This is a genomic window from Mumia zhuanghuii, assembly GCF_042681565.1.
In the GTDB taxonomy this organism is placed as follows: Bacteria; Actinomycetota; Actinomycetes; order Propionibacteriales; family Nocardioidaceae; genus Mumia.
This window is the reverse complement of the sequence record NZ_JBHUFT010000002.1, coordinates 503,905-522,476: the sequence shown is the minus strand read 5'-3', so window position 1 is coordinate 522,476 and position 18,572 is coordinate 503,905. Positions and strand designations below refer to the sequence as shown.

18 protein-coding genes are annotated in these 18,572 nt (G+C 70.8%); 10 read left to right on the top strand and 8 right to left on the bottom strand.

Annotated features, from left to right (window positions below):
* Nucleotides 1-3 precede the first annotated feature (3 nt).
* From alr to glmS, 3 genes are read right to left on the bottom strand one after another with little or no spacing between them, the layout of a single operon-like run.
* Complete coding sequence (gene alr / locus ACFSDF_RS05660; RefSeq protein WP_377156597.1) at nucleotides 4-1,152, bottom strand: alanine racemase; 1,149 nt, start codon at nucleotides 1,150-1,152, stop codon at nucleotides 4-6.
* The gene (locus tag ACFSDF_RS05655) at nucleotides 1,149-2,621 is read right to left on the bottom strand and encodes a bifunctional ADP-dependent NAD(P)H-hydrate dehydratase/NAD(P)H-hydrate epimerase (RefSeq protein WP_377156595.1); all 1,473 of its coding nucleotides are present in this window, start codon (nucleotides 2,619-2,621) and stop codon (nucleotides 1,149-1,151) included. The genes alr and ACFSDF_RS05655 overlap by 4 nt, the downstream gene beginning before the upstream one ends.
* Before the next feature lie 54 nt (nucleotides 2,622-2,675).
* Nucleotides 2,676-4,523, bottom strand: a complete 1,848-nt coding sequence (glmS, locus tag ACFSDF_RS05650; RefSeq protein ID WP_167005588.1) for a glutamine--fructose-6-phosphate transaminase (isomerizing) — start codon at nucleotides 4,521-4,523, stop codon at nucleotides 2,676-2,678.
* 52 nt (nucleotides 4,524-4,575) lie between these two features.
* Between glmS and coaA the strand changes: the two genes are divergently transcribed.
* Nucleotides 4,576-5,535: a type I pantothenate kinase gene (gene coaA / locus ACFSDF_RS05645; RefSeq protein WP_370465451.1), complete on the top strand. Its 960-nt coding sequence runs from the start codon at nucleotides 4,576-4,578 to the stop codon at nucleotides 5,533-5,535.
* Nucleotides 5,536-5,586: 51 nt separating this feature from the next.
* Nucleotides 5,587-6,468, top strand: a complete 882-nt coding sequence (locus ACFSDF_RS05640; RefSeq protein WP_167005591.1) for a bile acid:sodium symporter family protein — start codon at nucleotides 5,587-5,589, stop codon at nucleotides 6,466-6,468.
* 14 nt (nucleotides 6,469-6,482) lie between these two features.
* On the opposite strand, the gene ACFSDF_RS05635 is transcribed toward ACFSDF_RS05640, so the two are convergent.
* The 4 genes from ACFSDF_RS05635 to rplM are packed head-to-tail and all read right to left on the bottom strand — an operon-like array spanning nucleotide 6,483 to nucleotide 9,859.
* Nucleotides 6,483-7,472, bottom strand: a complete 990-nt coding sequence (locus tag ACFSDF_RS05635; protein ID WP_167005594.1) for a GNAT family N-acetyltransferase — start codon at nucleotides 7,470-7,472, stop codon at nucleotides 6,483-6,485.
* A 52-nt stretch (nucleotides 7,473-7,524) separates the two neighbouring features.
* On the bottom strand, nucleotides 7,525-8,871 hold the full coding sequence (gene glmM / locus ACFSDF_RS05630; protein ID WP_377156592.1) for a phosphoglucosamine mutase: 1,347 nt from the start codon (nucleotides 8,869-8,871) through the stop codon (nucleotides 7,525-7,527).
* 13 nt (nucleotides 8,872-8,884) lie between these two features.
* On the bottom strand, nucleotides 8,885-9,391 hold the full coding sequence (rpsI, locus tag ACFSDF_RS05625) for a 30S ribosomal protein S9 (RefSeq protein WP_167005600.1): 507 nt from the start codon (nucleotides 9,389-9,391) through the stop codon (nucleotides 8,885-8,887).
* Nucleotides 9,392-9,415: 24 nt separating this feature from the next.
* Nucleotides 9,416-9,859 (bottom strand): 50S ribosomal protein L13, encoded by a 444-nt coding sequence (rplM, locus tag ACFSDF_RS05620; protein WP_167005602.1) that lies wholly within the window; start codon nucleotides 9,857-9,859, stop codon nucleotides 9,416-9,418.
* A gap of 392 nt (nucleotides 9,860-10,251) precedes the next feature.
* Here rplM and ACFSDF_RS05615 point away from each other — a divergent pair, with 392 nt between their 5' ends.
* The 5 genes from ACFSDF_RS05615 (at nucleotide 10,252) to ACFSDF_RS05595 (ending at nucleotide 14,719) form a co-directional block, all read left to right on the top strand.
* The gene (locus tag ACFSDF_RS05615) at nucleotides 10,252-11,565 is read left to right on the top strand and encodes a citrate synthase (protein WP_167005604.1); all 1,314 of its coding nucleotides are present in this window, start codon (nucleotides 10,252-10,254) and stop codon (nucleotides 11,563-11,565) included.
* 115 nt (nucleotides 11,566-11,680) lie between these two features.
* Complete coding sequence (locus ACFSDF_RS05610; RefSeq protein ID WP_167005606.1) at nucleotides 11,681-12,763, top strand: NADP-dependent oxidoreductase; 1,083 nt, start codon at nucleotides 11,681-11,683, stop codon at nucleotides 12,761-12,763.
* A 21-nt stretch (nucleotides 12,764-12,784) separates the two neighbouring features.
* Nucleotides 12,785-13,609 carry a tRNA pseudouridine(38-40) synthase TruA gene (truA, locus tag ACFSDF_RS05605; protein WP_167005608.1) on the top strand — a complete coding sequence of 275 codons (825 nt, stop codon included), beginning with the start codon at nucleotides 12,785-12,787 and terminating at the stop codon, nucleotides 13,607-13,609.
* Complete coding sequence (locus ACFSDF_RS05600; RefSeq protein WP_167251636.1) at nucleotides 13,602-14,201, top strand: class I SAM-dependent methyltransferase; 600 nt, start codon at nucleotides 13,602-13,604, stop codon at nucleotides 14,199-14,201. Before truA ends, ACFSDF_RS05600 begins: the two co-directional genes overlap by 8 nt.
* Before the next feature lie 74 nt (nucleotides 14,202-14,275).
* On the top strand, nucleotides 14,276-14,719 hold the full coding sequence (locus ACFSDF_RS05595) for a hypothetical protein (RefSeq protein ID WP_167005612.1): 444 nt from the start codon (nucleotides 14,276-14,278) through the stop codon (nucleotides 14,717-14,719).
* Here ACFSDF_RS05595 and ACFSDF_RS05590 read toward each other — a convergent pair whose 3' ends face one another.
* A complete protein-coding gene (locus ACFSDF_RS05590) occupies nucleotides 14,720-16,435 on the bottom strand; it encodes an ABC-F family ATP-binding cassette domain-containing protein (RefSeq protein WP_377156588.1) in 1,716 nt (571 codons plus the stop codon).
* A gap of 92 nt (nucleotides 16,436-16,527) precedes the next feature.
* On the opposite strand from ACFSDF_RS05590, the gene ACFSDF_RS05585 reads away from it, so the two are divergent.
* Genes ACFSDF_RS05585 through ACFSDF_RS05575 form a run of 3 tightly spaced genes read left to right on the top strand, consistent with a single transcriptional unit; the run spans nucleotide 16,528 to nucleotide 18,571 of the window.
* A complete protein-coding gene (locus ACFSDF_RS05585; protein WP_167005616.1) occupies nucleotides 16,528-17,031 on the top strand; it encodes an NfeD family protein in 504 nt (167 codons plus the stop codon).
* A gap of 22 nt (nucleotides 17,032-17,053) precedes the next feature.
* The gene (locus tag ACFSDF_RS05580) at nucleotides 17,054-17,305 is read left to right on the top strand and encodes a hypothetical protein (protein WP_377156586.1); all 252 of its coding nucleotides are present in this window, start codon (nucleotides 17,054-17,056) and stop codon (nucleotides 17,303-17,305) included.
* Between the two features lie 15 nt (nucleotides 17,306-17,320).
* Nucleotides 17,321-18,571 carry an SPFH domain-containing protein gene (locus ACFSDF_RS05575; RefSeq protein WP_377156584.1) on the top strand — a complete coding sequence of 417 codons (1,251 nt, stop codon included), beginning with the start codon at nucleotides 17,321-17,323 and terminating at the stop codon, nucleotides 18,569-18,571.
* Nucleotide 18,572: the final 1 nt, after the last annotated feature.

Below are 18,572 nucleotides of genomic sequence, written 5' to 3'. Positions count from 1 at the left end.
CTGTCAGCCCCCGCTGCCGGTGGTCGTAGGGATCGCGCCGACATGGCGGCGAGCGATCCTCCCCCCCAGCCTAGTGACGACCTCGTAGCCGATCGTCGACGCGGCCTCGGCCCAGTCCTCGGCGAGCGGCTCGCCGAGGCGCCCGGAACCGAACAGCACGACCTCGTCCCCGCGGCTCGCCGGGGTGTCGCCCAGATCGAGCACGATCTGGTCCATGCACACCCGTCCGGCCACCGGCACGAGCTCGCCGTTGACCAGCGCGGACGCCCGGTTGGACGCTGCCCGCAGGATGCCGTCGCCGTACCCGACGGGGATCAGGCCGAGCGTCGTCTCACGCTTGGTCACGTAGGTGTGGCCGTACGAGACGCCGGTGCCGGGAGGCACCCGTCGGACGAGGGCGAGCGCGGTCCGCAGCGTCATCACCGGCGTGAGCCCGAGCTGTGCGGGCGTCCCGAGCGCAGGGCCGGGGCTGAGCCCGTAGGACGCGATCCCGACCCGCACGGCGTCGAGGTGGGCGTTCGGACGGGTGAGGGCCGCGGCGGAGTTCGCAAGGTGACGCAGAGGACGCTCGACATCGAACGAGGAGAGCTCGTCGACCGCCTCGGTGAAGGCGTGCTCCTGGGCACCGTTGACCGGGCTGGCGGGCTCGTCGGCGCAGGCGAAGTGCGAGAAGATCCCGGCGATCTCGATCCGACCGGCGCGCTGCGCGGCGGCGGCCGCGGCGAGGAGCGCCGTGAGCTCGGCGCCACGGACCCCGCCGCGCGCCATGCCGGTGTCGACCTTGAGGTGGACCCGCGGCCGCGCCGAGGCACCGGCCGCGAGCACGGCGTCGAGCTGCTCGACCGAGCCGGCGGCCATGTCGACTCCCGCGTCGATCGCGGGAGCGAGGTCGGCTCCGGCGGGGTTGAGCCAGGCCAGCAGCGGGCCCGTGTCGCCGGCGCGCCGCAGCGTGCGGGCCTCCTCGATGGTCGCGACCCCCAACCACTCGGCACCGGCCTCGCGGGCGGCGGCGCTGACCTCGATCGCGCCGTGCCCGTACGCGTCGGCCTTGACGACGGCCATCTGCGCGGCGTTCGGCGCGGCCTCGCGCAGGCGTGCGAGGTTGGCGCGGTAGGCGTCGAGGTCGACGAGCGCCTCGGCGGGAGCGCTCACCGGTCCCTCCAGTCCCGTACCTGCGACTCGGTGAGCGTCCCGTTGCGCCACGCGGCGATCACTCCCGGGACCGCATCGGCGACACGGGTGGCCGTGACCGGCCCACCGCCCGAGGCTGCCACGGCCGCGGCGCCGTGCACGAACGCGGCGAGCGAGCCGGCGTCACGAGGATGGGCGCCGGCCGCGAGGAACGAGCCCGCGAGCCCGGCGAGCACGTCTCCCGCACCGGCGGTGGCCAGCCACGGGGTGCCGGAGAGGTTCACCCGGGTCGGCGAGCCAGGGTACGCGACGAGGGTGCGGGCGCCCTTGAGCAGCACGGTCGCTCCCCAGCGCTCGGCAGCACGCGTGGCGTGGCCGAGCGGATCGGCCTCGACGTCGGAGCGGGTGACGTCGAGCATCCGGGCCAGCTCGCCGGCGTGCGGCGTGAGCAGCGCGGGGACGGGGAGCCGCTCGGGGAGGTGGGCGAGCGCATCCGCGTCGACCACTACGGGCACCTCGTCCTCCAGCGCCATCGCGAGCCGGTCGGCCGCGTCGTCTCCCCCACCCGAGCCGACGACCCAAGCCTGGACGCGCCCGCGCGCTGCGGGATCGGTGTGAGCGACGACTTCCGGGCAGCGGTCCACGATCCGCGCCGCGAGCGAGGGCTCGCCGACGAAGCGCACCATGCCGGCGATCCCGGCCTGGGCACCGCGCACGCACAGCTGGGCGGCCCCGGCGTACGCGGCGGACCCGGCGGCGACGCCGACGACACCGCGTGTGTACTTCTGCGTGGGCTGCTCTCCCCGCTCGTCCAGCGTCGGCCGGAGGATCGCGAGCAGCAGCTGGTTGTCGCCCGCCGTGAGCGCCTCGACCGAAGGCGGCGGCAAGAACGGGCCGAGCCCGATGTCGACGAGCCGCGGAAGCGCCCCACGCACCGCCCGGGTCGCCGCCGGGTCGACGAGCAGCGCGTTCTTGTAGGTGCCGAACGTACAGGTGGCATCGGCGGCGATGTACGAGCCGGGCAGGGTCGCACCGTCGACGTCGACGCCGCTGGGCACGTCGACCGCGATCACGAACGGGCGTTCAGCGGCGAGGACGTCGCGCCACGCGTCGGCAGGCGCGCGCAGCCCGGGCGAGCCACCGATGCCGACGATCCCGTCGACGACCACCGCGAAGCCGCGGGGCGAGTCGACGAAGCGGCAGCCCGCGGCCTGCGCGGCCTGGGCCCCCGGCCCGTGCACCCGCGACGGGTCGGCGAGCGCCACCGCCACGTACCGCTCGCGTGCCAGCTCGGCTGCCGCGAAGAGGGCGTCACCGCCGTTGTCCCCTGTGCCGACGAGGAAGACGACCGGTGAGCTGCCCGGGGCGACCTCGCGGACGTACGCGGCCAGGCCGGCGGCGGCCCAGCGCATGAGGGAGCCCGGCGGGACCTGCGCCATGAGCGCGGCCTCGGCGGCCCGGACGTCGGCGACGCTGTGTGCGTAGAGCATGTCGGCACTCTCCCACGGCGGGGCCCCGCGCCGGCGGCGCAGGACCGCCGGCCGCTACTCGACCGTGACGGACTTGGCGAGGTTGCGGGGCTGGTCGACGTCGTGCCCGAGCACCGAGGCCAGCTCGGCGGCGAAGATCTGCAGCGGGACGGTCGCCAGGACCGGCTGCAGGAGCGTCGGCGCCTTCGGGAGCCGGATCACGACGTCGGCGAACGGGTCGACCGAGGTGTCCCCCTCCTCGACGAGGACGACGGTGCGGGCGCCCCGCGCCCGGATCTCCTGGATGTTGCTCACGACCTTCTCGTGGAGCTGGTCGCGGCCCTTGGGCGGGACGACGACGAAGACGGGGAGGCCGGGCTCGATGACGGCGATCGGACCGTGCTTGAGCTCGCCGGCCGCGAACCCCTCGGCGTGGAGGTACGCGAGCTCCTTGAGCTTGAGCGCACCCTCGAGCGCGACGGGGTAGCCGACGTGGCGGCCGAGGAAGAGGAACGTCCGGTGCTCGGCGAGCTCACGCGCGAGCGAACGGATCTCGTCACCGCGGTCGAGGATCTCCTGGACGCCCGCAGGGAGCTTCTCGAGCTCGGCGACGGTCGAGGCGACCTCGTCGCCGTACTTCGTCCCGCGGACCTGCGAGAGGTAGAGCCCGAGGACGTAGCAGGCGACCAGCTGGGTCAGGAAGCCCTTGGTCGAGGCGACGGCGATCTCCGGTCCGGCGTGGGTGTAGAGCACGGCGTCGGACTCGCGCGGGATCGTGGAGCCGTTGGTGTTGCAGATCGCGAGCACCTTGGAGCCCTGCTGGCGGGCGTGACGGATGGCCTGCAGCGTGTCGGCGGTCTCGCCCGACTGGCTGATCGCGACCACCAGCGTCGAGCGGCCGACGATCGGGTCCCGGTAGCGGAACTCCGAGGCCAGCTCCACCTCGCAAGGGATGCGCGTCCAGTGCTCGATCGCGTACTTCGCGACCATGCCGGCGTACGAGGCCGTGCCGCACCCGATGATGACGATCTTGTCGATCGCGCGCAGCTCGTCGTCGGACAGCCGCATCTCGTCGAGCACGAGCCGCCCCTGCGTGTCGTGGCGCCCGAGCAGGGTGTCGGCGACGGCGCGCGGCTGCTCCTCGATCTCCTTGAGCATGAACCACTCGTAGCCGCCCTTCTCGGCGGCAGACGCGTCCCAGTCGACGTGGTACTCGGTGACCGGCGACGGGCTGCCGTCGAAGTCGATGACGTCGATGCCGTCGCGCGAGATGGTCACGACCTGGTCCTGGCCCAACTCGACGGCCGAACGTGTGAACTCGATGAAGGCCGAGACGTCGGAGGCGAGGAAGTTCTCGCCTTCCCCGCGGCCAGCGACCAGCGGCGAGTTGCGGCGAGCGCCGACGACGCGGTCGGGATCAGCCCCGTCAGCGACGACGAGCGTGAACGCGCCCTCGAGGCGGCCGCACACGCGGCGTACGGCCTCGGTGAGGTCGGGGGCGTCGCCCCGCAGCTCGCGGTCCAGGAGGTGGGTCACGGTCTCGGTGTCGGTGTCGGAGGCGAACTCATAACCGTCAGCCTCGAGCTCGGTACGCAGATCGGCGAAGTTCTCGATGATGCCGTTGTGGACCACAGCGACCCGCCCCTCGGGCGAGACGTGCGGGTGGGCGTTGCGGTCGCTCGGCGGGCCGTGCGTGGCCCAGCGGGTGTGACCGATGCCGGTGGTCGAGGCCGGGAGCGGGCGCTCCGCGAGCGCCTTGTCCAGGTTGGCAAGCTTGCCGACCTTCTTTGCCGACGCGATCGCGCCGTCGACGACCAATGCCACGCCGGTGGAGTCGTAGCCCCGGTACTCCAGCCGTCGCAGGCCACCCAGCACGACGTCCAGGGCTGAGCGCTCACCGACGTAACCCACGATTCCACACATGATCTCCAGGGTACCGACAGGTCCCGCGGGGCCGACGGCAACAATGGGCAACATGTCGGTCACGCAGCCGGGCTCCAGCGACACCTCGCCGTACGTCGAGCTCGAACGACGTGCCTGGGCGGATCTCGCCGGTGACGCGCCCCAACCGCTCACCCAGACCGAGATCGACAAGGTGCGCGGTCTTGGGGACGAGCTGGACCTCGAGGAGGTCCGCCAGGTCTATGTGCCCCTCGCACGCCTGATCAGCATGCGGGTCCGGTACGCGGGTGAGCTCTACCGCTCGACGGAGGCGTTCCTGCGCCGCCCCCAGCCGCAGCGGACGCCGTACGTCATCGGGATCGCCGGCTCCGTCGCAGTCGGCAAGTCGACGACGGCGCGGCTTCTGCGCGAGCTGCTGGCCAAGGACGACGCGCACAGCAACGTGTCGCTCGTCACCACCGACGGCTTCCTGCTGCCCAACGCCGAGCTCGAGCGCCGTGGGCTGCTGGAGCGCAAAGGGTTCCCCGAGTCGTACGACCGCAAGGCGCTGCTGCGTTTCGTGATGGCCGTGAAGTCCGGACGCGAAGTCGTCGAGGCCCCGGTCTACTCCCACCTCACGTATGACGTCACCGACGAGGTGGTCACCCTCAACCGGCCCGACGTGGTCCTCATCGAGGGCCTCAACGTCCTCCAGCCGGCCCGCACCCGCGGCGACGGACGCCCCGGTCTCGCGATCAGCGACTTCTTCGACTTCTCGGTGTACGTGGACGCGGCACGCAAGGACATCCGCCGCTGGTACGCCGAACGCTTCCTGCGGCTGCGCGAGACCGCGTTCCGCAACCCGGACTCCTACTTCGTCCGCTACGGCGCGCTCGACGAGGAGCAGGCGATGGCGCAGGCGGCGCTGCTGTGGGACTCGATCAACGGGCCCAATCTCAAGGACAACATCGAGCCGACACGGGGCCGCGCGACCTTGGTGCTGCGCAAGGACGCGGACCACTCCGTGCGCTGGATCCGTCTGCGTAAGCTCTGAGACCGGCCCCGCCCTCGCGGTGTGATACATCTCACCCCTAGGGTGTCCGCCATGGACTCCGCGCTCAGCACCGTCGGGCTACCGATCGCCCTCGGCATCATCATGTTCGGCCTCGGCCTCTCGCTGACGATCGACGACTTCCGCCGGGTCGGTCGTCACCCCCGTGCCGTCGTGGTCGCCCTGTCGTGCCAGCTCCTGCTGCTACCGGCCCTCTGCTTCGGCCTGGTCCTGCTGTTCGACCTCCCACCGCTGCTCGCCGTCGGCATGATGCTGCTAGCCGCGTCGCCGGGCGGGACGAGCGCCAACCTCTACAGCCACCTGTTCCGGGGCGATGTCGCGCTCAACGTCTCGCTGACGGCGATCAACTCGATCATCGCGATCGTGTCACTGCCCCTGATCACAAACCTCGCCATCGCCTACTTCGACGCCGACAACACGGTGTCCCTGCAGTTCACGAAGGTCCTCGAGGTCTTCGCGATCGTCCTCCTGCCGGTCGCGCTCGGCATGCTCGTGCACGGGGTGCGCCCTGCGTTCGCCGGGCGGATGGACAAGCCGGTCCGCATCGCCTCAGCGGTGATCCTCGCCGTGCTCGTGATCGGCATCCTCGTCGACCAGCGCGAGAACGTCGGTGACTACGCCGCCAAGATCGGTGCCGTCACCGCCCTCTTCTGCGTGCTCAGCCTCGCCGTCGGTTATCTCGTCCCCCGCTGGGCCGGGGTCACCGAGCGCCAGGCGATCGCGTCGTCGTTCGAGATCGGCGTCCACAACGCGACGCTCGCAATCTACGTGGCCGTCGAGGTCCTCGACGAGACCGAGATCTCGATCCCCGGCGCGATGTATGGGCTCGTGATGTTCTTCATCGCCGCAGCGTGGGGCGTCGTGCTGACGCGCTATCTCGTCCGCGACCGGGCGTCCGCCGCCGTCGACGCCTGAGGATCCCCGCCAGGTCACAGGTCGCAGCGGAACGCGCCGGTGCAGGCGACGAGCCGGAAGCCCATCGTCTCGTTCACCGCGATCATCGGCGCGTTTTCCGCGGCGTTCCAGGTGTGGAGCAGCGACCGGTCGCCGAGCGCCGGCGTGGCCGCGCGCAGGTTGCGCACCTTCATCACGAGGCCCAGGCGGTGGCCGCGGTGCGCGGGAAGCACCAGCGTGTCCCACTGGAACGCGTTCACTGGGTCGGTCCCCGGCACCACGATCTGGCTGTGCCCGACGACCGTGCCGTCCTCCTGGACGGCGACGGTGGTGACCGACGTGCGCTGCTGCGCGGCGAACTCTCGCTCCTCGTGCCGGACCCGGTCAGGCGGGAAGTCCTCGGCCTCCCACCCCATCTCCCCCGACGGCGCCTCGACGGCCATCACCGAGCGCAGCGCGGCATACGCGTCCACCACATCCTCGGGGACCGGGCCGACCCACGTCCGCAGCGCGTACGACGCGTGGTGCGGCGCTGCGCGTGTCGCGAGCCGAGCGAGATGCTCGTCGTCGGCGGGCAGGTCGAGCACCCGTTGCGCCTCGACGATCCCCAGCCGGAATCCGTGCACCCGCAGCAGCTCCGCGTCAGGGCTGCCGGACTCCTCGGGTGCCCAGCGCGCCTCAGCCTCCAGCCGCGAGCGCCCGGTGAGGCGGGTGCGGTGCTTGAGGTCCTCGACGAAGGATCCGGCCTCGGCGCGCCGCCGCGGGTCGATACGGAGGTCTGCCCACACGCTGTCGGTGTTGTCCCGCAGCGACAGCTCCAGCTCCGCCGTGGCCACCACCGCGCCGTCGTCCGCGCGCGCCCACACATACCGACGCTCGACCCACGGGTCGCTCAGCCGAGCACGGACCCTGGTCTCCTCAAGGGTCCAGACCAGGTCGTACGGGTCGGAGACCACCCGCGCCTGGTGAGCGTGGAACGCCTCCAGCGCGGCGTCGTCGAACGGGTCGACCTCCTCGATGCGCACCCCACCACCGTAGGCGGACAGCAGCACGAGGCGCGCGGCAATTTCGGCGACGTCAGAGCGCGAGCGCTTTGCCGACGACTGCCGCCAGCCGCCGCGCCACCTCGTCGGCCTTGGCGCTCGTGGCGGCCTCGACCATCACGCGGACGAGCGGCTCGGTGCCGGAGGGGCGCAGGAGCACCCGCCCGGACCCGTCCAGCTCGGCCGTCGCCGCGGCCACCGCGGCTGCGACGTCGACGTCGGTGGTCGCGCGAGACTTGTCGACGCCGGGAACGTTCACGAGGACCTGCGGGAGCCGCCGCATGACGGCCGCGAGATCAGCGAGGGTGCGGCCCGAGGACACGAGGCGAGCGGCGATCGAGAGCGCGGTAAGGACGCCGTCACCAGTCGTCGCGTGGTCGCTCATGATGACGTGCCCCGACTGCTCGCCACCGAGGTTGAAGCCGCTGGCACGCATCGCCTCGAGCACATAGCGATCACCGACCGCCGTCTGCACGACGGTGACACCTGCGGCGTCCATCGCCTGCACGAAGCCGAGGTTGGACATCACGGTCGCCACCACGGTGTCGTTGACGAGCCGCCCCTGCTCCTTGAGCGTGAGGGCGAGGATGGCGAGGATCTGGTCGCCGTCGACGAGCTCGCCGGACGCGTCCACGGCGAGGCAGCGGTCGGCGTCCCCGTCGAAGGCGAAGCCGGCGTCAGCACTGCTCTCGATGACCACCCGCTGCAGTGCCTCGGGGTGAGTGGACCCGCACCCCTCGTTGATGTTGAGGCCGTCGGGCTCGGCATGGATCGCCACGACCTCGGCCCCGAGCTCGCGGAACGCCTGGGGGCCGACCTCGCTCGCCGCGCCGTTCGCGCAGTCGAGGACGATACGGAGCCCGTCGAGGCGCTGGCCGACCGCCTGCACCAGATGGCGCTCGTACGTACGCAGCGCCGTCGGGCTGTCGCCGATACGGCCGACGGCAGCGCCGGTCGGACGCTGCCAAGGCTGTTCGAGGGTGCGCTCGATGACGTCCTCGAGGGCATCGTCGAGCTTGAGCCCCCCACGAGCCAGGAACTTGATGCCGTTGTCCGGCATCGGGTTGTGGCTCGCGGAGATCATGACCCCCATGTCCGCAGCGAGCGCGGACGTCAGGTAGGCGGCTCCCGGGGTGGGCACCACGCCGAGCCGGTGCACATCCACCCCCGCAGATGCAAGGCCCGCGACCACCGCGGCCTCGAGAAACTCTCCCGAGGCGCGAGGATCGCGGGCCACGACTGCGGTCGGCCTCTGATCGGCGAAGGCACCCGTCTCGCCCAGCACGTGAGCTGCTGCCACTGCCAGGTCGACAGCGAGCTCTGCGGTGAGGTCGGTGTTCGCGACCCCCCGGACGCCGTCGGTTCCGAAGATCCGACCCAAGGCCCTGCCGCCGTCAGCGCTTGCTGTACTGAGGCGCCTTGCGGGCCTTCTTGAGGCCAGCCTTCTTGCGCTCCTTGGCGCGGGCGTCACGCGTGAGCAGCCCGGCCTTCTTGAGGGTGGCGCGGTTCGACTCCTCGTCGACCGCGTTCAGCGCGCGGGCCACGCCGAGGCGCAGCGCGCCGGCCTGACCGGTCATGCCGCCACCCGAGACGCGAGCGATCACGTCGAAGCTCTCACCGAGACCGGTGCTCGCGAAGGCCTCCTTGGCGATCTGCTGGTGCAGCTTGTTGGGGAGGTACTCCTCGAGCGGCTTGCCGTTGACCGTCCATGCGCCGGTGCCGGGCACGAGGCGGACGCGAGCGACGGCCTCCTTGCGACGGCCGGTGGCAGCAGAGGGCGCGATGATCGACGAACGTGCCGCCGACTCCGCACTCGGAGCGGTCTCGGAGGTGTAAGCAACGCCCTCGGCGTTGGCGGCGAACTCGTCGGTCTCGACGGTCTCGGTGCTGGACTCAGCCACGTTGATCCTCACTACTTCCTGGGCCTACTGGGCGATCTGCTTGATGTCGAAGGTCTTCGGCTGCTGCGCGGAGTGCGGGTGCTCCGGGCCGGCGTAGACCTTCAGCTTGCTCATGAGCGCGCGGCCGAGGCGGTTCTTGGGAATCATGCCCCAGACTGCCTTCTCGATGGCCTTGCGCGGGTCCTTGTCAAGCAGGTCGCCGTACGCGATCTGCTTCAGACCACCCGGGTAGCCACTGTGGCGGTAGGCGAGCTTGTCCTCGCGCTTGTTGCCCGAGAGGGCGACCTTCTCCGCGTTGACGATGATGACGAAGTCACCGTTGTCGATGTGCGGAGCGAACGTGGGCTTGTGCTTGCCGCGAAGCAGGGTCGCTGTCTGGACGGCAAGTCGTCCGAGCACCACGTCTTCTGCGTCGATGACGTGCCACTGGCGGTCGACGTCACCAGGCTTCGGGCTGTACGTGCGCACGCTGTTCTACCTTCGTATGGATGGGGACTGGTGGTGTGCCTGCGCACGGTCCGAAAAGACCTGCAGGCACAACGACGTACAAGAATACCCAGCCGTCACACGCTCGGTCAAAACGGCCCCTCCAGGAAGGGTTCGCAACCGCGATCCCTCCCGTCGGGTCCGACCGACCAGACGGCGGCACGCCGTACGCCGGACGTGCCACCTCCAGGGTACCCTCGAGCCCCAAGCACCCGACGCCCGAGGCCCTGTTCCGGGACCTGTTGACGGACCCGGATGCACGCACCCTTGCGCGAAGCAATAAGTTAGAGGGGGTCCGATACACCCCCGAGGACCCCGATTCGAGCTGCGTACCAGCACAGGGTGCGCACGCCACGGCGCAAGGAGACCTCCTCGTGACAGACGCCACGCCCTCGGCTGATGGCCAGACCCTGACCGTCCGCGACGACCGGACCGGCAAGGAGTACGTGCTCCCGATCGTCGACGGGACGATCCGGGCGAGCGACCTCGGCAAGATCCGGGTCAGCGACGACGAGCCCGGGATCGCCTCGTACGACCCCGGCTTCACCAACACCGCCAGCACTCGCTCGGCCGTCACCTTCATCGACGGCGAGAAGGGGATCCTGGAGTACCGGGGCTACCCGATCGAGCAGCTGGCCGAGAAGTCGTCGTTCCTCGAGGTCGCCTACCTGCTGATCAACGGTGACCTGCCGTCCAAGGAGCAGTACGACTCCTGGGTGCACGACATCACGTTCCACACCTTCGTGCACGAGAACATCAAGTCGCTCATGCAGGGCTTCCGCTACGACGCGCACCCGATGGGCATGCTGCTCTCGGCGGTCGGTGGCCTCTCGACGTTCTACCCCGAGGCCCGCAACATCCACGACGCGGAGACGCGCCACCTCCAGATCGTCCGCATGATCGCCAAGATGCCGACACTGGGTGCCTGGTCGTTCCGTCACGCGCAGGGCAAGCCCTACGTCTACCCCGACAACGACCTGTCGTACGCCGAGAACTTCCTCGCGATGCTGTTCAAGATGAGCGAGGCGAAGTACGAGGCCGATCCGCGTCTCGTCAAGGCGCTCGAGGTGCTCTTCATCCTCCACGCCGACCACGAGCAGAACTGCTCGACGAACGCGGTGCGCTCGGTCGGCTCGAGCCAGGTCGACCCCTACTCGGCGGTCTCGGCCGGCATCGGCGCGCTCTACGGCCCGCTGCACGGTGGCGCCAACGAGGCCGTCCTCAAGATGCTGCGCCGCATCGGCGACGTGAGCAACGTCCCCGCCTTCATCGAGGGTGTCAAGGCCGGCAACGAGCGGCTGATGGGCTTCGGCCACCGGGTCTACAAGAACTACGACCCGCGCGCCACGATCATCAAGAAGGCGACCGACGACGTCTTCGAGGTCACCGGGGTCAACCCGCTCCTCAAGATCGCCGTCGAGCTGGAGAAGATCGCGCTCGAGGACGAGTACTTCGTCAAGCGCAAGCTCTACCCCAACGTCGACTTCTACTCGGGCCTCATCTACGAGGCGCTGCAGTTCCCGCCGGAGATGTTCACCGTGCTGTTCGCGATCCCGCGCACGGCCGGCTGGCTGGCACAGTGGCTCGAGCTGGTCAACGACTCGGAGCAGAAGATCGCCCGCCCGAAGCAGATCTACACCGGCGAGCGCGGTCTGGTCTTCCCGTCGAGCAGCGAGCGCTGGGCCTGAGCGTCCACGCCGTCCACGACGTCCACGAAGGGCGCCTCCCGCACGTCGGGGGGCGCCCTTCGGCGTCTCTCCCGCCCGCCTACAGTGGCGTGAGCCACCGGCCGAGGAGGAGTCGATGACCGAGACGTCCACAAGCAAGCCCGCGAGCACAGGCCCGTACGCGAGCCGCCAGGTACGCCTGCGCGAGCGCCCGGTCGGCTACCCCGGCCCGCAGACCTGGGACCTCACGACAACCGACCTGCCGGAGCCCGGGCCCGGTGAGCTCGTCGTCGCCGTCAGCCACGTCTCGCTCGACCCCGCGATGCGCGGCTGGCTGAACGACGTCAGGTCGTACGTCCCGCCGGTCGGCATCGGCGAGGTGATGCGTGCGGGCGCCGCCGGCACCGTCGTCGCGTCCCAGCACCCCTCGTACGCGGTGGGTGACACCGTCACCGGCAGCTTCGGCGTCACCGAGTACGCCCTCTCCGACGGCGAGGGTCTCGTCCTCGTCGACCCCGACGTCGCTGGCACGCCGACCTGGCTCGGGGCCCTCGGGATGCCGGGCATGACGGCGTACTTCGGGCTGCTCGACGTCGGCCGCGCGAGCGCCGGCGACACCGTGCTCGTCTCCGGTGCTGCGGGCGCTGTCGGCAGCATGGTCGGGCAGATCGCGAAGGCCCTGGGCTGCACCGTCATCGGCATCGCCGGCGGCGCAGACAAGTGCGACTGGCTGACCTCGATCGGCTTCGACGCCGTGATCGACTACAAGGCTGTGCACGATTCAAAGCCTGTGAACGTCCTCAAGCGACTGCGTGAGGTCGCTCCCGACGGGATCGACGTCTTCTTCGACAACGTCGGCGGCGACACCCTCGACGCCGGGCTGGCCAACCTGCGCCGCGGCGCGCGCGTCGTGATCTGCGGTGCGATCTCGGGCTACAACGAGACCGCGCTCCCGCCGGGGCCGAGCCGCTACATGTCGCTGCTCGTCTTCCGGGCGTCGATGACCGGGTTCGTCGTGTTCGACTACGAGGACCGCTACCCCGAGGCCCGCGAGAAGATCGGCCGCTGGATCGCCGACGGCACGGTCGTGGCCCGCGAGACCGTTCTTGCTGGAGGGGTCGAGGCGTTCCCGGAGGCACTGCTCGGGCTCTATGCGGGAGTGAACACCGGCAAGCTGGTGCTCGAGGTCGGCGCACCCACCGCCGACGTCACGGGTTGACGCGCTCGATAGGTTGATCAGGTGCGCTGGAGACTCGACCTCGCCTATGACGGTGCGGCCTACCGTGGCTGGGCCACCCAACCCGGGCTCCCCTCGGTGCAGCAGTCGATCGAGGACGCGCTCACGCTCGTCCTCCGACTCGACGAGCCGGCACGCCTGACGGTGGCCGGACGGACGGACACCGGCGTCCACGCCCGCGGGCAGGTCGTGCACGTCGACCTCCCCGACGACGTCGAGACCGACGAGACCCACCTGGTCCGTCGCCTCGACCGGGTGCTCCCCGACGACATCGTCGTCCGGTCGGCGCGCCTGGCGCCCGTGGGGTTCGACGCACGCTTCTCGGCGCTGCGGCGCCGCTACGTCTATCGCATCTGGGACGGCCCCACCGGGCCCGACCCGCTGCACCGCAACCATGTCGTCCACCACCACAAGCCACTCGACATCTCGGCGATGAACGACGCAGCCGTCGGCATCCTCGGCGAGCACGACTTCGCCGCGTTCTGCCGTCGCAGGGAGGGCGCGAGCACGATCCGCAGCCTCATCCAGCTGACGACGCGACGCACCGACACCGGCATCGTCGAGACGACCGTGGTCGCCGACGCGTTCTGCCACTCGATGGTGCGCTCGCTCATGGGCGCACTCACCGCCGTCGGCGAAGGACGCAATGAGCCTGCCTGGATGACGAGGGTCCTCAAGGCCAAGGTCCGCGACTCCCGGGTCAAGGTGATGCCCGCACACGGACTCACCCTCGAGGAGGTCGTCTACCCGGCCGACTCGCAGCTGGCCGACCGCGCCCAGGAGAGCCGCCAGTTCCGCGGGACCATCGAAAGCCCCGAGGATGACTGAGCACTACTTCGACGCGTCTCCCTCGGGCCCCGAGGAGCGCCGCGACGTCCGCGCGCGGATCTGGGACCACGACTACGTCTTCACCACCGCTGCCGGGGTCTTCGCGCGCGACGGGCTCGACAAGGCGACGGCGGTGCTGCTGAAGACGTTCGACCCTCCCGACCATGCGAGCACGGTGCTCGACCTGGGGTGCGGGTGGGGACCGATCGCGTGCGCCGTGGCCGCGGAGGTCCCGGGGTGCACGGTGCACGCCGTCGACACCAACGCCCGCGCGTTGACGCTGACCCGCGACAACGCGGCGCGTGCGGGGGTCGCCGACCGTGTCGTCGCGTCCCTTCCCAGCGACGTGCCGGCCACGGTGACCTTCGACGAGATCTGGTCCAACCCGCCGATCCGGATCGGCAAGGAGGCGCTCCACGCGCTGCTCCTCACCTGGCTCCCCCGGCTCGCCGAGGACGGCGTCGCTCGCCTGGTGGTCGGCAAGAACCTCGGTGCCGACTCCCTCGCCCGCTGGCTCGCCGACCAGGGCTGGCCGACCGAGAAGGCCGCGAGCGCCAAGGGTTTCCGGGTGCTCCTCGTACGCCGCGGCTGAGCTCAGGACCGCCTCGGACGAAGGCCTGTGGATAAGCTCCGCGGCGTCGCGCACGATCGCGGCAGGCTTGGGCCATGAGCGATCCCACCTTCCCCTCCCCCGACGACCCGATGCCCGACCAGCGTGCGCTCCACGAGCGGTGGTGCGCCTTGATGGGTGAGCTCGGCTTCTCCCGCCGCGCCCTGTGGCTCGCCTGCGTCGATGTCGACCGCCGCATGGTGCCGCCCCTCGTCAAGATCGACGAGTGCCCGACCTCCCCCGACCCCGCCGGCGTCCGCCAGCTCCTCGCACAGGCGCGCAGCCTCGTCGACGACGGCGCGCCCGACGGATCGCTCGCCGTCCTGCTGACGCGTCCTGGGCGGGCGGGGATCACCGAGGACGACCGCGCATGGGCCCGCGCGCTGCTCGACGCCGGCCGCTTCGTCCGCCTGCCCCTCGAGGTGCTGCACCTCGCCACCGACGAGGCTCTCGTCGCGCTGGCGCCCGACGACCTCGCGCACGCGCGCCGTACGGCCTGATCAGCGCTGGCGCGCGACCCGACCCTCGTCCCACACCGGCTCGTCGCTCTCGTAGACCGTGCCGTCCTCCCCGAACACGAGGAACCGGTCGAACCGGCGTGCGAACCATCGGTCGTGGGTCACCGCGAGGACGGTCCCGTCGAATGCTTCCAAGCCGTCCTCGAGCGCCTCCGCCGACTCGACGTCGAGGTTGTCGGTCGGCTCGTCAAGCAGGAGCAGCGTCGCCCCTGAGAGCTCGAGCAGCAGGATCTGGAAGCGGGCCTGCTGACCGCCCGAGAGCGAGTCGAAGGTCTGCTCGGAAGAGCGGGCCAGGCCGTAGCGGTCCAGCTTGCGGGCCGCCTCTTCGCGTCCCATCCCGCGACGCCCGATCCCCCGCGCATCGACCTCGCCTCGGTGCAGGATCTCGAGCAGGGTGCGGCCGACGAGCTCGGGATGGGTGTGGGTCTGCACGAAAAGCCCCGGCCTCACACGGGCGCCCAGACGCGCCAACCCGGTGTGAGCGACGGACGCGACCGCGTCGCCGTCCGACCCGGCGACCGGCGCATGCTCGATGTCGGGCCGCGTGCCTCCGGCCGCGAGCAGGCGCAGGAAGTGCGACTTGCCCGACCCGTTCGATCCGAGCACGGCGACCCGCTCCCCGTACCAGACCTCGAGGTCGAAGGGCCGCATGAGTCCGGTGAGCTCCAGGTCCTCGCAGACCACCGCGCGCTTGCCCGTACGACCACCGGTCAGGCGCATCGCGACGTTCTGCTCGTGCGGGACCTCCTCCGGCGGGCCCGCCTCCTCGAACTTGCGCAGCCGCGTCTGAGCCGCCCGATAGCGCGCGGCCATGTCGGAGTTGTACGCCGCCTTGTTCTTGTACATGAGCATCAGCTCGCGCAGCTTGTGGTGCTCCTCGTCCCAGCGCCTGCGCTGCTCTTCGAGCCGGGCGAACCGGGCCGCGCGCGCCTCGTGGTAGGTCGCGAACCCGCCGGGGTGCGTCCACGTCGTGCTCCCGGCCGCCCCCAGCTCGAGCGCCACGATCCGGGTCGCGGTGTTCGCGAGCAGGGCGCGGTCGTGGCTCACGTACAGCACCGTCTTCTGGGTGGCGTCGAGCTGGCTCTCGAGCCACTGCTTGCCGGGCACGTCGAGATAGTTGTCAGGCTCGTCGAGGAGCAGCACCTCGTCGGGGCCGCGGAGCAGACCCTCGAGCACGAGGCGCTTCTGCTCGCCGCCGGACATCGTGGACAGGTCGCGCCACTTCGCCCGCTCGTACGAGATCCCCAGCGCGGCGGTGCAGCAGGCGTCCCAGGTGACCTCGACCTCGTAGCCACCGGCGTCGGCGTACTCGGCGAGAGCAGATGCGTAGCGCATCTGGGTCGCCTCGTCGTCGTGCTCCATGAGTGCCAGCTCCACCTCGTCGAGGCGCGCGGCGGCAAGGCGCACGCGCGGCGGCGCGACGGAGAGGAGCAGCTCGCGCACGGTCTCGAGGTGGGAGCCGTCGGGGTGTCGCGTCACCATCTGGCGCATCACCCCCAGACCACCGCTGCGCGCGACGGTACCGGCGTGCGGCGTGATCTCGCCGGTGATGATCTTCATCAGCGTCGTCTTGCCCGCGCCGTTGGCCCCGACGAGCGCCACGACGGCACCGTCCCCGACCCGGAACGAGACGTCGTCCAGCAGGACTCTCCCGTCTGGGAGGTCGTAGCGGATTCCGGACAGATCGACGTGGGTCACGTCCCCCAGTGTCCGCTCTCCGTCAAGCCGGTATCCACGATCCCCCATGCACTACGCTCCAGCGAAGCCCCCGACGTACGGAGTCCCTCGACGTGACCGTCTACGTGATCCTCGGCCTGCTCGGCCTCGCGCTGCTCGCGGTGTCCCTGCTGGTCGGCGACCTGTTCGACGGGCTCACCGACGGGCTGCCGGGCGACGTCTTTTCGAGCGCCGTCATCGGTGGCTTCGTCGCCGCCTTCGGCTTCGGCGGCGCCCTGGCCGACGGGCTGGGGCTCCGGCTCCTCGTCAGTCTTCCCGTCGCCGTCGTCTCCGGTGTCCTCGTGGCCTGGTTCGCCGGATGGCTGACCGGGCTGGTGCGAGGCGGCGGGAGCGATGCGACGCCGTCGGTCGCCGACAGCATCGGCCGCAGCGGGCGCATCGTGTCCGAGGTCCCCGCCGACGGCTACGGGCTCGTCCGGGTCGCCGTCGGCGGCCACACCCTCCAGCTCAACGCCCGCTCCGTGCGCCCCTTGGACGCCGGCGCCGAGGTCCACATCACCGAAGTCCTGTCGCCGACGGCAGTCATCGTGGCCCCCGTGTGGGACGAGATCGCCTAACCCTTCCCGAAAGGCCCCCGCCGTGTCCTCCTCCGTGCTCGTCCCCGTGGCCGGTTTCGTCGTCCTCCTGGTGCTCCTCCTGCTGCTGGTCACCAGTCGCTACAAGGTCGCCGGCCCCAACCAGGCCTTCATCGTGACCGGGCGCAAGGGCAAGGCCGTCCTCAACCCCGAGACGGGCGCACTGACGACCGACCTCTCGGGCCAGAAGGTGATCCTCGGCGGCGGCACGTTCGTCATCCCCTTCGTCCAGAAGCTCGCGACGATGGACCTGTAGAGCCGTCGCATCTCCGTGCAGATCCGCGGCGCAGTCTCCGGGCAGGGCATCAAGCTCAACGTGGAGGGCGTGGCGATCGTCAAGGTCGGGGGCAATGCCGACCAGATCCGGCTCGCCGCCCAGCGGTTCCTCTCCCAGCAGGGCGACATCGAGCCGTTCACGCAGGAGGTGCTGGCAGGTGCGCTGCGCTCGATCGTCGGCGGGCTGACCGTCGAGCAGATCATCCGTGATCGTGCCGCGTTCGCCCAGCGCGTCGCCGACGAGTCCGAGAACTCCCTGACGGGCCAGGGTCTGATCCTCGATACGTTCCAGATCCAGGACGTCACCGATGACGGCAGCTACCTGTCGGACCTCGGGCGCCCCGAGGCGGCCCGCATCCGCCAGACCGCCGCGATCGCCGAGGCCGCAGCGCGTCAGGCCGCCGAGCAGGCGAGCCTGAAGGCGGAGGAGGAGATCGCCATCGCCCAGCGCACGCTCGCCCTCAAGCAGGCCGAGATCAAGTCCGAGACGGATGCCGCGGCGGCCAACGCGGCCTCGGCCGGACCGCTCGCCCAGGCCGATCGCGACCAGGCGGTCCTCGCCGAGCAGGAGAAGGTCGCCGTCCGTCAGGCGGCCCTGACCGAGCGCCAGCTCGAGACCCAGGTGCGCAAGCCTGCCGACGCCGAGCGCTACAAGGTCGAGCAGGAGGCGGAGGCGCGGCGTACGTCCGAGATCGCCGCGGCTGAGGGCCGTAAGGCGTCCACCATCGCTGCCGCCGAGGCCAACGCCGAGGAGGCCCGCCTGTCCGGCGAGGCCGAGAAGTCACGCCGTGCGGCGCTCGCCGAGGCCGAGGCCATCGAGGGTGCGCGGCGAGGCGAGGCCGAGAAGGCTCGCCGTGTGGCCGAGGCCGAGGCGACCCGTGCAGAGGGCGAGGCACAGGCAGCGGCGACCCTCGCGATCGGCCATGCCGAGGCCGAGGCGATGGACAAGCGCGCCGCTGCGTTCGCCGGCTACAACGACGCGGCCGTGCTGCAGATGGTCATCGAGGTCCTCCCCCAGATCGCCAAGGAGGTCGCCGCGCCGATCGCGGCGATCGACCAGCTCACGATCCTGTCGACCGACGGTGCGGGCGCGTTGCCGAAGCAGGTCAACGACAACGTCGTCCAGACCCTGCAGATGCTCAAGACGTCCACAGGTCTCGACCTTGGGGCGCTCCTGCACCGCTCGGTCGACAAGGCCGCCAACGGCGTGGGCGTCACGACCGGCAAGAACGGCGACACCGCCTGAG

Excerpts from the sequence above, each read along its gene's own strand:
- ACFSDF_RS05655 (WP_377156595.1), bottom strand. The coding sequence starts at position 2,621 with ATGCTCTACGCACACAGCGTCGCCGACGTCCGGGCCGCCGAGGCCGCG.
- glmS (WP_167005588.1), bottom strand. The coding sequence starts at position 4,523 with ATGTGTGGAATCGTGGGTTACGTCGGTGAGCGCTCAGCCCTGGACGTC.
- coaA (WP_370465451.1), top strand. The coding sequence starts at position 4,576 with ATGTCGGTCACGCAGCCGGGCTCCAGCGACACCTCGCCGTACGTCGAG.
- ACFSDF_RS05640 (WP_167005591.1), top strand. The coding sequence starts at position 5,587 with ATGGACTCCGCGCTCAGCACCGTCGGGCTACCGATCGCCCTCGGCATC.
- ACFSDF_RS05610 (WP_167005606.1), top strand. The coding sequence starts at position 11,681 with ATGACCGAGACGTCCACAAGCAAGCCCGCGAGCACAGGCCCGTACGCG.
- ACFSDF_RS05600 (WP_167251636.1), top strand. The coding sequence starts at position 13,602 with ATGACTGAGCACTACTTCGACGCGTCTCCCTCGGGCCCCGAGGAGCGC.
- ACFSDF_RS05595 (WP_167005612.1), top strand. The coding sequence starts at position 14,276 with ATGAGCGATCCCACCTTCCCCTCCCCCGACGACCCGATGCCCGACCAG.